Source organism: Actinosynnema sp. NPDC059335, assembly GCF_042752395.1.
Taxonomy (GTDB): Bacteria; Actinomycetota; Actinomycetes; order Mycobacteriales; family Pseudonocardiaceae; genus Actinosynnema.
This window is the reverse complement of sequence record NZ_JBHYXZ010000095.1, coordinates 20,646-34,163: the sequence shown is the minus strand read 5'-3', so window position 1 is coordinate 34,163 and position 13,518 is coordinate 20,646. Positions and strand designations below refer to the sequence as shown.

Annotated in this window: 11 protein-coding genes; 6 read left to right on the top strand and 5 right to left on the bottom strand. The window is 73.8% G+C overall.

Annotated elements, in window-relative coordinates:
• Positions 1-96 precede the first annotated feature (96 nt).
• Positions 97-930 (top strand): hypothetical protein, encoded by an 834-nt coding sequence (locus ACFXGA_RS26335; protein ID WP_378092164.1) that lies wholly within the window; start codon positions 97-99, stop codon positions 928-930.
• A 52-nt stretch (positions 931-982) separates the two neighbouring features.
• Here ACFXGA_RS26335 and ACFXGA_RS26330 read toward each other — a convergent pair whose 3' ends face one another.
• Positions 983-2,017 carry a LacI family DNA-binding transcriptional regulator gene (locus tag ACFXGA_RS26330; protein WP_378092162.1) on the bottom strand — a complete coding sequence of 345 codons (1,035 nt, stop codon included), beginning with the start codon at positions 2,015-2,017 and terminating at the stop codon, positions 983-985.
• Positions 2,018-2,289: 272 nt separating this feature from the next.
• On the opposite strand from ACFXGA_RS26330, the gene ACFXGA_RS26325 reads away from it, so the two are divergent.
• The 4 genes from ACFXGA_RS26325 (at position 2,290) to ACFXGA_RS26310 (ending at position 6,792) form a co-directional block, all read left to right on the top strand.
• Positions 2,290-3,534 (top strand): extracellular solute-binding protein, encoded by a 1,245-nt coding sequence (locus ACFXGA_RS26325; RefSeq protein ID WP_378092160.1) that lies wholly within the window; start codon positions 2,290-2,292, stop codon positions 3,532-3,534.
• Positions 3,534-4,454, top strand: a complete 921-nt coding sequence (locus tag ACFXGA_RS26320) for a carbohydrate ABC transporter permease (RefSeq protein WP_378092156.1) — start codon at positions 3,534-3,536, stop codon at positions 4,452-4,454. The genes ACFXGA_RS26325 and ACFXGA_RS26320 overlap by 1 nt, the downstream gene beginning before the upstream one ends.
• A gap of 15 nt (positions 4,455-4,469) precedes the next feature.
• Complete coding sequence (locus tag ACFXGA_RS26315) at positions 4,470-5,351, top strand: carbohydrate ABC transporter permease (protein ID WP_378092154.1); 882 nt, start codon at positions 4,470-4,472, stop codon at positions 5,349-5,351.
• 91 nt (positions 5,352-5,442) lie between these two features.
• Complete coding sequence (locus ACFXGA_RS26310; protein WP_378092152.1) at positions 5,443-6,792, top strand: GH1 family beta-glucosidase; 1,350 nt, start codon at positions 5,443-5,445, stop codon at positions 6,790-6,792.
• A gap of 367 nt (positions 6,793-7,159) precedes the next feature.
• On the opposite strand, the gene ACFXGA_RS26305 is transcribed toward ACFXGA_RS26310, so the two are convergent.
• Together ACFXGA_RS26305 and ACFXGA_RS26300 are read right to left on the bottom strand one after the other, a co-directional pair.
• Positions 7,160-7,957 (bottom strand): DUF3152 domain-containing protein, encoded by a 798-nt coding sequence (locus ACFXGA_RS26305; RefSeq protein WP_378092150.1) that lies wholly within the window; start codon positions 7,955-7,957, stop codon positions 7,160-7,162.
• Positions 7,954-9,531: a putative glycoside hydrolase gene (locus ACFXGA_RS26300; RefSeq protein WP_378092148.1), complete on the bottom strand. Its 1,578-nt coding sequence runs from the start codon at positions 9,529-9,531 to the stop codon at positions 7,954-7,956. Before ACFXGA_RS26300 ends, ACFXGA_RS26305 begins: the two co-directional genes overlap by 4 nt.
• Positions 9,532-9,661: 130 nt before the next feature.
• Here ACFXGA_RS26300 and ACFXGA_RS26295 point away from each other — a divergent pair, with 130 nt between their 5' ends.
• Complete coding sequence (locus ACFXGA_RS26295) at positions 9,662-10,705, top strand: polysaccharide deacetylase family protein (protein ID WP_378092146.1); 1,044 nt, start codon at positions 9,662-9,664, stop codon at positions 10,703-10,705.
• 186 nt (positions 10,706-10,891) lie between these two features.
• Here the strand turns inward: ACFXGA_RS26295 and ACFXGA_RS26290 are convergent, their stop codons facing one another.
• Positions 10,892-12,964, bottom strand: coding sequence for a hypothetical protein (locus ACFXGA_RS26290; protein ID WP_378092144.1), 2,073 nt, complete (start codon positions 12,962-12,964; stop codon positions 10,892-10,894).
• A 41-nt stretch (positions 12,965-13,005) separates the two neighbouring features.
• The gene (locus tag ACFXGA_RS26285; RefSeq protein ID WP_378092142.1) at positions 13,006-13,434 is read right to left on the bottom strand and encodes a hypothetical protein; all 429 of its coding nucleotides are present in this window, start codon (positions 13,432-13,434) and stop codon (positions 13,006-13,008) included.
• Positions 13,435-13,518 lie beyond the last annotated feature (84 nt).

The window sequence follows — 13,518 nt, the reverse complement described above, 5'->3', positions numbered from 1 at the left end:
GGGTGGCGGGTGGGGCCCGCCCCCCCCCCCCCCCCCGCCGCGGGGGGCGCCCCCCCCCCGCGCGCGCCCCCGCGGGGCGGGGGGGGGGGGGGGGGGGTGTGGGCCGGGGGGGCCCCCAACACGACCCTGCTCACTGCCCTGCTGTACTTCTTCGGCCTGGTGGCGACGCAGGTGTTCTTCGCCCACTTCCGGGTGCACTACACGTTGCTCGGCCAGACCGCGGACGAGGTGCTGGCCCGCGGCGCGGACGGGCTGTTCATGCCCCTGGCCGGGCTCGCGATGGCCGTCCTGGTCGTCACGTTCGCCGCCCGCTACCTCCGCGCCCGGCTGTCACCGCGCGCGTGGGCGGCGTTCCTGCGGGTCTGCACGCCCGTCGCCGCCGTGGTGGGGCTGGCGTTGCTCGCGGTGACGGTGCCGATCACGGTGAACCCCGAGCCGTTCCGCGCCTACCCGGGCCTGCCCGGGCTGGGGTTCGCGATCGGCGTGGTGCTGTTGGCGTTCGCGTGGCGGCGGTGGAGCGCCACCGCGCGCCGGGGCGCGGCGTTCGGGGTCGTGGAGTCCGTGGCCGCGTTCCTGCTGGTCGCGATCGGCCTGTTCTGGGCCGTCGGCGACTACTCGGCCTCGGTGGGCACGCGCCGCGGGTACGAGGTCGAGGCGCGCATACCGGAGATGGCCGACGTGGTCGTCTACAGCGCGCAGGGCCTGGACCTGGCCGGCGAGGGCGTGCGCCAGGTGGCCTGCGCGCAGCCCGACAGCGCCTACAGGTACCGCTACGACGGGCTGAAGCTGCTGCTCCAGTCCGGCGGCCAGTACGTGTTCCTGCCCGCCACGTGGCGGTCGTCGTCGGGCACCGCGTTCGTCGTCCCGCGCACGGACTCGCTGCGGCTGGAGTTCCGCCCGCCCGGCAGCAGCCCGCCGCCGGCGTGCTGACGCCCCAAGCGCCGACGACCGAAGTGCCGATGCCCGAAGTGCCGACGCCGGGTCACCGGCTGGAGGCGCGCACCACCAGCCTGGTCGGCAGGAACGCCGGCCCCGGCTTCTCGCCGCCGTGCACCATGGTCAGCACCGCCCGCGCCGCGGCCACCCCGATCCCCGCCTTGTCCTGCGCCAACGTGGTCAGCGGCGGGTCCACCAGGGCGGCCAGCTCGATGTCGTCGAACCCCACCACGGCCACGTCCTCCGGCACCCGCAACCCGGCGTGGCGGGCGGCCAGCAACGCGCCCACCGCCATCTCGTCGCCGGCGCAGAACACGGCGGTCGGCGGCTCGGGCAGCGCGATCAGCGACCGCATCGCCGCCTGGCCGCTCGGCCGGTAGAAGTCGCCCTCCACCACGTACTCCGGCGGCAGCGCCAGCCCCGCCTCCGCCATCGCGGCGCGGAAGCCCTCCAGCCGGTCGGCCGCGGGCCGGTTCGCGCGCGGGCCGGTGACGGTGGCGATCCGGCGGTGCCCGGCGTCGACCAGGTGCCGCACCGCCATCGCCGCGCCGCCGACGTTGTCCGACGTCACGTAGGTCGCGCGCGGCCCGTCCACGGCCACGTCGACCGCCACGCACGGCAGCCCGGACTGGGCGAACGCGGCGAACGCCGGCGCGTCCGACCCGCTGTCGATGAGCACCAGCCCGCCGAGGTGGTGGCGGCGGGTCATGTTCACGTACGCGACCGGGTCCGCCAGCGACGCGCCCACCGCCCGCAACGCCGCCGAACCGCTCGTGGCGAGCATCAGCAGGTGGTAGCCGTGCGCGCTCAGCGCCGACTTCAGCCCGATCAGCAGCTCCTGCAGGTACGGGTGCCGCCACCCCGGCCTGCGGTGGTCGGTGTCCCACACCAGGCCGATCAGCCCGGACCTCTTGGTCGCCAGGGCGCGGGCCGACTCGTTGGGCCGGTAGTCCAGCTCGCGGGCCACCCGTTCCACCACTTCGCGCTTTTCCTTGCTCACCGTCAGCGGCTGGTTGAAAACGCGCGAAACGGTCGCCACCGACACCCCGCACAGCTGGGCGATCTCACGGATCGTGGTCATCTCCCGCCCTTTCTTTGTAACCGGTTTCAGTCCTCCGGCCGGTGGGTCCTGACCAGGGTGGACACGGTACCACCTGCGGAAACGTCGAAGTCCTGGAACGGTCAGGTTATCGGTTCGTTACTTGACGGTATCGCGGCCCACGGCTGTCATGTAGACCACACCGGCCGGGCCCACAACCCGGTCGAATTCGCCGGAAACCCCCGGACAGACCCCACGTGAGTCCGGCGTGCCCGAAAACGGCCCGCTTGGAGATGGAGAGGGAGAGCCGCGTTATGAGACGAACTCCGGCCCTGGTCGGCGCCGCCCTGCTGGCCGCGAGCGTGCTCGCCGGCTGCGGCAGCGGCGCGAGCGACGGCAAGACCAGGATCACGATCGGGCTGTTCGGCAACTTCGGCTACCAGCAGCTGTTCGAGGAGTACGAGAAGGCGCACCCGGACATCGACATCACCGACCGGACCGCCTCCTACTCCGACCACCACAAGAACCTCGCCGCCCACCTGGCCACGAACAACGGCGCGGCCGACGTCGAGGCCGTCGACGTGGGCTACATCAACCAGTTCAAGGCCAACCCCGGCCAGTTCGTCGAGCTGAAGTCCGACATCAAGGACCGCTGGCTGGACTGGAAGTGGGAGGGCTCGCTGTCCAAGGACGGCAAGCAGATCGGCTACGGCACCGACGTCGGCGGCCTGGCCATCTGCTACCGCCGCGACCTGTTCGAGGCCGCCGGCCTGCCCACCGAGCGCGACCAGGTCTCGGCCCTGTGGCCGACCTGGGAGAAGTTCATGGAGACCGGCAGGCAGTTCGCGGCCAAGGCGCCCGCGGGCGCCAAGTTCTTCGACGGCGGCCCGACCGTGCTCAACGCGATCGTCGGCCAGGCCCCCACCGGCTACTACGACAAGAACGACAAGATCGTGGTGGGGGAGAACGCCGACATCCGCAACGGCTGGAACCTGGTCGCGCAGGGCGTGGCCGACGGCCTGTCCGCGGGCCTGCTGCACAGCACCCCGCAGTGGAACACCGGCTTCAAGCAGGGCCAGTTCGCCACCCTCGCCTGCCCGGCGTGGATGATGGCCAAGATCAAGGACCAGGCCCCGGAGACCTCCGGCAAGTGGGACCTCGCGAACGTGCCCGGCGGCGGCGGCAACTGGGGCGGCTCCTACCTGACCGTGCCCAAGCAGGGCAAGAACGTCGACAAGGCCGTCGAGCTGGTCACCTGGCTCACCGCGCCCGAGCAGCAGGCCAAGGTGTTCGCCACCGCCGGTCTGCTCCCGTCCACGCCGAAGCTCTACAGCGAGCAGTCGGTCGCCCAGAAGCAGGACCCGTTCTTCAACAACGCGCCCACCGGCAAGGTCTTCACCGACGCCGCACGCGCGCTCAAGCCCCAGTACCAGGGCCCGAAGGCCGGCGACGTGCAGACCGAGATGGGCAACGCCATGCAGCGCGTCGAGCAGGGCAAGCAGAGCGCCGACGAGTCGTGGCAGCAGTTCGTCTCCGACGTCAAGAGGCTCGAGGACTGATGAAGACGGACTGGCGCGAACGCCGCCACCGGTGGGACATCCGGTACGCGCCCTACGCCTACATCGCGCCGTACTTCCTGCTGTTCGCGGTGTTCGGCCTGTTCCCCCTGCTCTACACCGCGTGGGTGTCGCTGCAGGACCGCAACCTGCTCGACGGCGACGCCGCCACGTTCGTCGGCGTGGACAACTACGTCCGACTGCTCACCGCGGACCCGTACTTCTGGAACGCGATGGGCAACACGCTGAGCCTGTGGCTGCTCACCACGGTCCCGCAGATCCTGTTCGCGCTCGGCATCGCGCAGCTGCTCAACCGGCGGCTGCGCGGCCGGACGTTCTTCCGGATGGGCGTGCTGCTGCCGAACATCACCTCGGTGGCGGCCGTGACGATCATCTTCGCCCAGCTGTTCGGCCGGGACTTCGGGCTGATCAACTGGGTGCTGGACCTGTTCGGCGCGGGCCGGATCGACTGGCAGGCGGGCACGGCCAGCTCCCACACCGCCATCGCGGCGATGGTGGTGTGGCGCTGGACCGGCTACCACGCGCTGATCTTCCTGGCCTCCATGCAGGCCATCCCGACCAGCGTGTACGAGGCGGCCCGGCTGGACGGCGCGACCGGCTGGCAGCAGTTCTGGCGGATCACCGTGCCGATGCTGCGCCCGCAGATCATCTTCTCCACGGTGATCGCCACCGCGGGCAACATGCGGCTGCTGGCCGAACCGCTGCTGTTCAACCCCGGCGCGGCCGCCGCGACCGGCGGCTCGGACCGGCAGTTCCAGACCGCCGCGCTCTACCTCTACGAGCAGGGCTTCGCGAAGTTCGACTTCGGCTACGCGTCGGCCATCGCGTGGCTGCTGCTCATCGCGACGGTCGTGATCACCGGGTTGAGCTACCTGGCCGCGCGCCGCATCCGGACCGACTGAAAGGGCAGCCACACCATGACCAGCGTGCTCGACCGGCCCGCGCCCGCCGCACCGCCACCCGCCCGGCGCGGGCGCCGGGCGGTGCGGCTGCCCGGACCGTGGACCTACGCGGCGTTGATCGCGGTGCTCGCCGGGTCGGCGTTCCCCGTGTACTGGTCGCTCGTGGTGTCCTCGCAGACGCCGGACAAGGTGAGCAGCGTGCCGCCCGTGCTGGTGCCGGGCGGCAACCTGTTCGCCAACATCTCCCGCGTGTTCGACCAGTCGGACTTCGCGCTGGCGATGATGAACTCGCTGATCGTGTCGGGCACGATCACGCTGTCGGTGGTGTTCTTCTCCACCCTGGCCGGGTTCGCCTTCGCCAAGCTCAGGTTCCGCGGCCGGTCGGCGCTCATGCTCGTCGTGGTCGCCACCCAGGCGGTGCCGACCGAGCTGGGCGTCATCCCGCTCTACATGATGATGAGCGACTTCGGCTGGGCCGGGGAGATCCACGCCGTCATCGTGCCCGGCCTGGTCACGGCGTTCGGCGTGTTCTTCATGCGGCAGTACTTCGAGCGGGCCGTGCCCGACGAGCTGCTGGAGGCGGGTCGCATGGACGGGTGCAGCTCGCTGCGCCTGTACTGGCACGTCGTCCTGCCCGCCGCCCGGCCCGCCGCCGCCGTGCTCGGCCTGTTCACGTTCATGCAGGCGTGGAACGACTTCTTCTGGCCGCTGGTCGTGCTGACGCCGGAGAACCCCACCGTGCAGACCGCGCTGAACACCCTGGCCAGCGGCTACACCACCGACTACACCCTCGTGCTCACCGCCGCGACGATCGGCACCGTGCCGGTGCTCGTGGTGTTCCTGCTGTTCGGCAGGCAGATCGTCGGCGGGATCATGCAGGGGGCGTTGAAGGGGTGACGTCCTCCTCGCCCCGCTCGTCCCCACCGGGCACCTCCCCTCGACCGCGCCGCGACCGGACGGCCGGCGCATCCGCGACTAGGAGTTTCAGTTGACCGACTTCCCCCAAGGGTTCCGCTGGGGCGTCGCCACATCGGCCTACCAGATCGAAGGTGCCGTGGACGCCGACGGGAGAGGACCGTCGATCTGGGACGCGTTCGGCGCGGTGCCGGGCGCGATCGCGGGCGGCGACACCGGAGCCGTCGCGTGCGACCACTACCACCGGCTGCCGGAGGACCTGGCGCTGCTGGGCGAGCTGGGCGTGGACGCCTACCGGTTCTCCGTGTCGTGGCCGCGGGTCCTGCCGACGGGCGCGGGCCGGGTCGAGCGGCGCGGGCTGGACTTCTACCAGCGGCTGGTCGACGGGCTGCTGGAACGCGGCATCGAACCGTTCCTCACCCTGTACCACTGGGACCTGCCGCAGGCGTTGGAGGAGCTGGGCGGCTGGCGCTCCCGCGACACCGCCGAGCGGTTCGCCGAGTACGCGGTGGTCGTGCACGACGCGCTGGGCGACCGCGTGTCGAAGTGGACCACGTTCAACGAGCCGTACGTGTCCTCGATCGTGGGCTACGGCGAGGGCCGGCACGCGCCCGGCGCGCGGGAGGGCCACGGCTCGCTCGCCGCCGCGCACCACCTGCTGGTCGCGCACGGCCTCGCCGTGCGGGCGATGCGCGGCACGCCCGGCCACGAGTTCGGCATCGTGCTCAACCAGTCCCCGTCGGTCCCGGTCACCTCCTCGGAAGCCGACGTCGCCGCGGCCCGCCGGCACGACCTGCTGCTGCGCCGCCAGTTCACCGAGCCGCTGTTCGCCGGGCGCTACCCCGAGGACTACGAGGAGACGTTCGCGGGCGTCACCGACCTGTCGTTCCGGCGCGACGGCGACCTGGAGCTGATCTCCACGCCGCTGGACTACGTGGGCATCAACTACTACTACCGGCAGCACGTGGCCGACGCGCCGCACCGCGACCCGAACCCGGCCACCCGGACGTCGATCGACATCGGCATCGACACCAGCCGGCTGCCGGACGTCCCGCGCACCGCGATGAACTGGCCGGTCGAGCCGCAGGGGCTGACCGACACGCTGGTGGGGCTGAAGGAGCGGTACCCGGACCTGCCGCCGGTGTACATCACCGAGAACGGCTGCGTGTACCCGGACAACCCCGGGTTCGTCGACCAGGAGCGCATCGACTTCCTGCGCCGCCACCTCGCGGCGGCCTGGGACGCGATCACCGCCGGGGTGGACGTGCGCGGCTACTTCGTGTGGTCGTTCCTGGACAACTTCGAGTGGGCGCACGGCTACAAGCACCGCTTCGGCCTGGTGCACGTGGACTACGAGACGCTGGTCCGCACCCCGCGGGCGAGCTTCCACTGGTACCGGGACCTGGTCGCCGCGAAGCGGTGAGCACCCGGGAAGCGTCGATCACCGACACCCCGCCCGCCGGGGTCGGCGATCTGCGAGGTCACCGTCGCGCGGAGGCGCGTCCGTGCGACGGTGGCCGCCCGGTCCTGGGAATCCCGACCCGGCCGCCCTGACCGGACCGCCCTGACCGGACCGCCCTGACCGGACCGCCCTGACCGAGCCGGGCCGGCCGAGCCGGGCCGGCCGAGCCGGGCCGGCCGGAACGGGCCGGCCGAGCCGGCCGGGCAGGCTTGAGCTGGGCCGCGCTCGCCGGGCCGCCGTGACGCGGCCGCCGTGACCGCTGCCGGGATTCGGCCGATCCGACCCCACCGACCCGCGCGGCGCACCGGGCCGGTCGCCGCGGACCGCCTCACGGCGCCGGCCACGGGTTCGGGGTGCACGACTTGCCGTCCGGGACCACCACGACCCCCTGGTCGCTGCCCGTCGTGATGGACGCCAGCACGTCGTTGTCCGCGCTCAACGTCTGCTGCATCATCACCGGAGCGGGCGCGCCGTCCTGCGGGCACACCTCGTGACCCAGCCCGAGGAAGTGCCCGACCTCGTGGTTGACCGCGTAGAGCCGGTACCGCCACAGGTCCCGGCCGTAGGTGTGCGAGCCGCGGAACCAGCGGGCCGTGCTGAGGTGCACCGCCGAACCGATCCGGCACGACGTGTCGTAGGGCAGTTCGAACCCGCACAGCGACCGCGCGGTCGCCTGCGACGTCAGCCGGATCCGCAGCTCCGGCTCCACGTCGCCGCCCACCCGCCGGAACGGGTGCCGACCCGACCACCCGCGCGGGTGCCGCAACGCGTAGTCCACCACGGCGGCGAACCAGTCGTCGCCCTGCGGCAGCACGACCCCGTCCTCGACCTCGACCACGTACGGGGTGCCCGCCGCGCCGCCCGCCCCCGGCGGCGGCACGACGTGCCACGTGCCCGCGCCGCGCTCCGGGAACGGCGGCCCGTCGGGCAGGTCCGCCCCGGCGCGGAACCCGTCGACCGCCGGCGTGCTGCGCGCCGCGCTCTGCGGCGCGGCCGACGGCACGACACCCGCCGACGGCCACGCCACGGAGGCCGACCGCGCGGCCGAACCGACGTCCAACGCGACGACGGTGGTCGCGGCCAGGCACACCCCGGCCAGGTAGGGGACCAGCGGGAGCACCCTCATGCGGGCTCCAAACCGGCCGAGCCGTACGTGCAGGCCGCGTTCCACAGCAGGAACGAGGGCGCTCCCGCCTCCGCCGACGCCCGGACCTGCGCCTGCACCTCGCCGGGGCCGTAGGCGACACCCAGCGAGAACGCCTGCAGCCACGGGATGACCGTCGCCCCCGTGCCCTGCGTCATCCCGACGAAGTCGGCCACCGAGGCCCGCACGATCTCGTACGGCTGGGCGTTCGGGTTGCCCACGCCGTACTCGCCCGGACCCCAGTGCGACGGGTAGACCATCGGCGAGACGTAGTCCACGTGCGCCGCGATGGCGGGGATGTCCTGCGCCACGTCGCCCGGGCTGTGCGCGGCGATGCCGAACACCGACGCGCCCAGGTACGCGCCCAGCGGGCGGACCGCCGCCCGGTTGTCCCGCAGGAACTCCACGATCGACTGCTCCGGGCTGGTGGCCAGGCCGGGGAACACCATCTGCCCCAGCGGGCCGTCCGGCCGCCGCACGTAGTCGTACAGGATGTCGTCGAAGCCCAGCGACGCCGCCTCCTTGGCGATCGCGATGTTGTAGTCGCGGACCTCGGGGTTGGCGAAGTTCGTGAACGCGTACTCGCCGTAGTGCGCCGACCAGGGCGCGCCGGACGAGTTCTGCGCCACCCGGTCCCGCGCGCCGGACTGCCACGACGCCTTGCCGAGCACCGGGTCGCGGAACGCCACCAGCCGGCCGACCACCCGCAGGCCGAGGCCGTGCAGCTCGTCGATCACCGCCTTGGCGTCGTAGTAGTTGCGGTTCGCGCCGATCTGCCGGGCCAGCGGCACCTGCGAGTCGTAGCCGATCTCGCCGCTCTCGTCCTTGATGTCGAGCTGCACGGTGTCGATGCGGCCCTCGCGCGCCATCGCCAGCACCGGGTCGCGCAGGGACGCGGTCGCCCACGCGGCGGCGCTCATGTGCACCGCGCGCATCCCCGGGTGGGTGACCTTGACCGCGACCTCCTGGCGCTGCGCGTTGCCGGCCGCGTCGGTGGCCTCCACCTGCACCCGGTCGGGCACCGAGTCGAGCGACGCCTCGAACTTCCCGTCACGCACCGGCACGGTCTTGTCGCCGACCTTCACCGACTGCGCGCCGTCCGCGCCGCCCTTCACCGTCACCGGGCCGCGCGGCGACTCGGCCTCGGCCGCGTCCACCTTCAGCGACGGCGGCGTGGCGTCCACGGTGAACTCCCGCTGCACCTCCACGTCCGGCATCCAGGGCAGCGGGTTGGCGGCCCGCACGGACAGGGTGTGCCTGCCCTCGGCGAGCTTGACCCCGGTCAACGTCATGCGGCCGTCGGCGCGTCGCGCCTCCACCGGCTGTCCGTCCACGTGCACGGTGACACGGTCGAGCCCGCCGACCTCCGCGGTGGTGATGGACACGCGCTCGACCCCCGAAGGAGTGACAGCCGTCCCGTCGCCCAGCTCCGCCACGGCGAGCCCGACGCCGCGGCCGTAGACGATCGTCGTCACGACCCCCGCGACGAGCAGCAGCGCCACCACCCCGACGGCCGGGATGAGCACGCGCTTGAACTTCCGGGGCGACTCCGACATCGGGCGACTCCGATCTGGGACGTGGCATCGGCCAACTGCTGCTTAGCCGATCAGCGGTGCGCCAAACGGAAGGTCATCCGATGGGGTGTACAAGCGTGTCGGGTGGTCCGGGACGAGCAACCATCCGGGGGTGAACAGCACGCCGCGCACGTCCGCCGCCACCGTCCTGGCCCTCGTCGCGGCCCTGTGCTGCGCGTGCGCCGCCGACCCGGCGTCCGAGCCGCCCCGGGACGCCGCCGCGCAGCTCCCCGGGCCGTCCTCGTCCGCCGCCCCGTCGTCCGCCGCCCCGCCCGACCCGGCGGCGGTCGGGGCCAACGAGCTGGGCCAGGTGCCGATCCTGATGTACCACCGGCTCACCGACCAGCCCACCTCGGTCTACGACCGGACCCCGGCGGCGTTCCGCGCCGAGCTGGAACGGCTGGCCGCCGAGGGGTACGTGCCGGTGACGACCACCGAGTACGCCACCGGCCGGATCGACCTCCCGGCCGGCGCGCACCCCGTGGTGCTGACCTTCGACGACGGCGACGCGTCCCAGTTCGCGCTCGGCCCGGACGGGCAGCCCGCCCCCGGCACCGCGATCGCGATCCTGCTCGACGTGGCCGCCCGGCACCCCGGCTTCCGGCCCGTGGCGAGCCTGTACGTCAACGCCGGGCCGTTCGCGTCGCCGGACGGCGCGGCCCTGCGCTGGCTGCACGAGCACGGTTTCGAGATCGGCAACCACACCCGCGACCACACCAACCTCTCGTCCACCGACGACCGGGGCGCGCAGGAGGCCATCGCGTCCGGGCAGGCCGAGATCCAGCGGGCCGTGCCGGGGCACCGGGTGACGAGCCTCGCGCTGCCGTTCGGCGCGGCCCCCGCGAACGGCGCGCTCGCCCTGCGCGGGGCCGCCGACAGCGGGTCGTACGAGTACGTGTGCGTGCTGATGGTCGGCGCGGGCCCGGCCCCGTCGCCGTTCGCGGCCGAGTTCGACCCGGCGAACACGCCGAGGATCAGGTCGCAGGACCCGACCGGCGAGGACGCCCGCTACGGCTCCGCGGTGTGGCTGGACCAACTGGCCGCCGCGCCGGCGCAGCGCTACACCTCCGACGGCGTGCCGGACCGGATCTCCTACCCGGCCGCCGCCGGCACCACCCCCGCGCCGCGGTACGCCGACCGGGCCGCCGCCTACTGACCGGCCCGCCCGACCCCGGCCTCGCGCCGCCCGGCCCGACCGGCCGCTCCCGACGGGATCCGGCCCGGTCCGGCAGCGCCCGGTCCGGCAGCGCCCGATCCGGCTCCGGCCGACCGCGTCCACCCCGCCGGCCGTGCCCGATCCAATCCCCGCCGGCCGTGCCCCATCGACCCGGCCGGCCCAGTCCTACGCGGTGGCGCGGGCGTGGTTGCGCAGGGCCACCGCGGCCCGCTCCAGGCTGCCCAGCACCCCCGGCGGCAGCTCCTGGTGGCGACCCACCACCTCCTGCGCCATCACCTGCATCGGCGCGGACTCCTCCGCCTCCACCACCGCGAGCACCTTGAACGCCGTGCCCGGCGCGAACAGCACCCGCTCCTGCACCACGCTCCCGAACGGGTCGACCACCGACACCCGCCGCCCCGTCACCGACCACAGCAGGAACTCCACCCGCCCGTCGACCGGCACCGTCGGCCCCGCCACCGTGTTCAGCAGGCCGTGCTCCACCAGCACGTCACCCGTCCGGTACCGGTGCGCCTCGCCCAGGCACACCGTCACGCCCTGGTACGTCGGCAGGCGCCGCAGCCCCGACACCACCGCCGCCGCGTACGGCCACAGCCGGCCCAGCTTCCCGCTGCGCAACGCCTCGACCATGACCTCCTCGTCGTGCCGCAGGCACGCCGACACCGCGGCCAGGTCCGTCACCACCGCCTCGAACGCCTCCGGGTCGTCCGGGCGCTCCACGATGTGCCGGCACGCCACCGCCGCGTGCTCCCCGTACCGCTCGCCGAGCATCCGGCGCACCGCGTCGCGCTCCGACTCGGTGCTGCGGTGGTCCGGCGGCACGACCTCCTCGCCGCCCAGCTCGCCCCACACCGGCGCGGGGGAGTCGGCCAGCGGCCCGTCCACGCTCAGCGGCACCGGCTCGTCGGCCGGCACGGGCGGCGGCGGCTCCTCGGCCACCGGCGGCCGCGGCATCGGCGTCGGGTCGCAGAACACGACCTTCAGCAGCCGCCGCACCTCCGGCTCCAGCCGTTCCACCAGCGACGCGCCCGCCACCGCCACCGCGCCCGCGGTCGTGCGGCCCGGCGTGCCGACGGTCAGCCGGGCCCACTCCGGGTCCACCGGCAGCGCCCGCACCTCGGGGCCGTTGTCCTCCGCGTCGCGCACCCACAGCCCCGACGGCACGACCTCCAGCACCACGCCGCCGCCCAGGTCGAAGATGCCCGGACCCCGCTCCACCAGGTTCGGCACCGGCACCCGGTAGCCCGACACGACCGGCGCGCCACCCGGCGTGTACCGGACCTCGGTCACGTACGGCCGCCACGTCTGCTGGCCGCGCGGGTTCACCGCCACCACGGCCGCGCCGCTGCGCAACGACCCCACCGGCAGGCCCGTGAACAGCGAGATCGGCTCGCCGAGCTGGTCGGCCACCGCCTGCGCCTGGTGCTCGCCGCCGTACCACACCAGCCGCACCCGCGACCGCGCCGCCGACGGCAGCCCGCCCAGCAGCCGGCACACCTCCTCGGTCGGGATGGGCGGTTGACCGGGACCGCCGACCACGACGGTCAGCACGTTGTCCCGGCACGGCAGCCCCACGACCGCCCGCGCGTCCGGAGCCTGCGGGTCGAACCGGTCGCGCTGGGCCCGCAGCCACAACCCGGCCGGGATGGGCTCCGAGACGCCCACCTCGCCCGTCGGCCACGCCGTGTTCGGGTCGACCGCCTCCCAGTTCGGCACCGGGAACCGCCTGCCCATCGGCACCGGCGACGCGCCCGGCAGGAACCGCAGCCAGCAGCCGTACCCGCCGGAGCCCACCACGAACGCCGCGCCCGGCACGGTCGTGACCGCGCCGTCCGGCGCCACGACCTCGGCCTGCAACTGCTCGCTCAGCCACTGCGCGGGCGCGGTCGGGCGCATCGAGCCGGAGTGCGGCGTCATCAGCCGGACCGGTCCCCGGCCCTGCAACGCCGTGGCGACCACCGGCCAGAACGACGCCTCGTCACCGTGCGGCGCGTCCACGACGACCACCGTGCGCCCCCGGTCGACGGGCAGGCTGCGCCCGAGCGCGACCGCGGCCGGGCTCGCGCCGCCGGGCGGCCCGATCACCAGGGTCGCGCCCGCGAACGACGCCGAGAACCGGTCCGGCGCGGGTGTCGGCGCCGGTGTCGGCGCGGGTGGCGCGACCGGCGCGGGTGTCTCGCGCTCGACCACCGGCTCCACTTGCGGGGCACGCTCCTTGGGCGCGGCACGTCGGAACATCAAGGCGCCCGATCACCTCCAGGCAGGACAACGCGGGAATGTCAGCACTCTACGCGGGTGACACCCGAACGGGTGTGACCGCACTCGGCCACCTCGTCCACTGTGGACCGCAGAACGGCTCCCACCAGCGCGCCGAACGCCACGTGGTCCGCCCACTGCGCCGCCCGGGGCAACCGCCGGACCGCCGGGAAGCGCCGCCCGACCACCTCCAGGTCCACCGCCGCGATCACCGCCCCGGCCACCGCGCCCCGGCGCGCGTCCAACCGCCACCGCCGGTCCAGGGCCGCCAGCACGACCGTCCACCAGGCCGACACGCCGAGGTGGGCGACCGCGCCGCGGATCACACCCGTGCCGCCCAGCAGCGTCGCCGCCGCCCGCGTCGAGCGCAGAACGTCACCACGCGTCAACAGCGCGTGCACGGTCGATGGCACGCCGCTCAACGCCGACGCGACCAACCACGCCCGCACCACGCGTGGAACGGCCGCGTGACGGGTACGCCACACCGACCGGTCCCGCGCGCACCTGCTCCGTTGTGATTCCATGTTCGAACCTGT

Bases quoted from the DNA above. Each gene is read 5' to 3' on its own strand.
- ACFXGA_RS26320 (WP_378092156.1), top strand. From the start codon at position 3,534: ATGAAGACGGACTGGCGCGAACGCCGCCACCGGTGGGACATCCGGTAC.
- ACFXGA_RS26325 (WP_378092160.1), top strand. From the start codon at position 2,290: ATGAGACGAACTCCGGCCCTGGTCGGCGCCGCCCTGCTGGCCGCGAGC.
- ACFXGA_RS26315 (WP_378092154.1), top strand. From the start codon at position 4,470: ATGACCAGCGTGCTCGACCGGCCCGCGCCCGCCGCACCGCCACCCGCC.
- ACFXGA_RS26300 (WP_378092148.1), bottom strand. From the start codon at position 9,531: ATGTCGGAGTCGCCCCGGAAGTTCAAGCGCGTGCTCATCCCGGCCGTC.
- ACFXGA_RS26290 (WP_378092144.1), bottom strand. From the start codon at position 12,964: ATGTTCCGACGTGCCGCGCCCAAGGAGCGTGCCCCGCAAGTGGAGCCG.
- ACFXGA_RS26305 (WP_378092150.1), bottom strand. From the start codon at position 7,957: ATGAGGGTGCTCCCGCTGGTCCCCTACCTGGCCGGGGTGTGCCTGGCC.
- ACFXGA_RS26330 (WP_378092162.1), bottom strand. From the start codon at position 2,017: ATGACCACGATCCGTGAGATCGCCCAGCTGTGCGGGGTGTCGGTGGCG.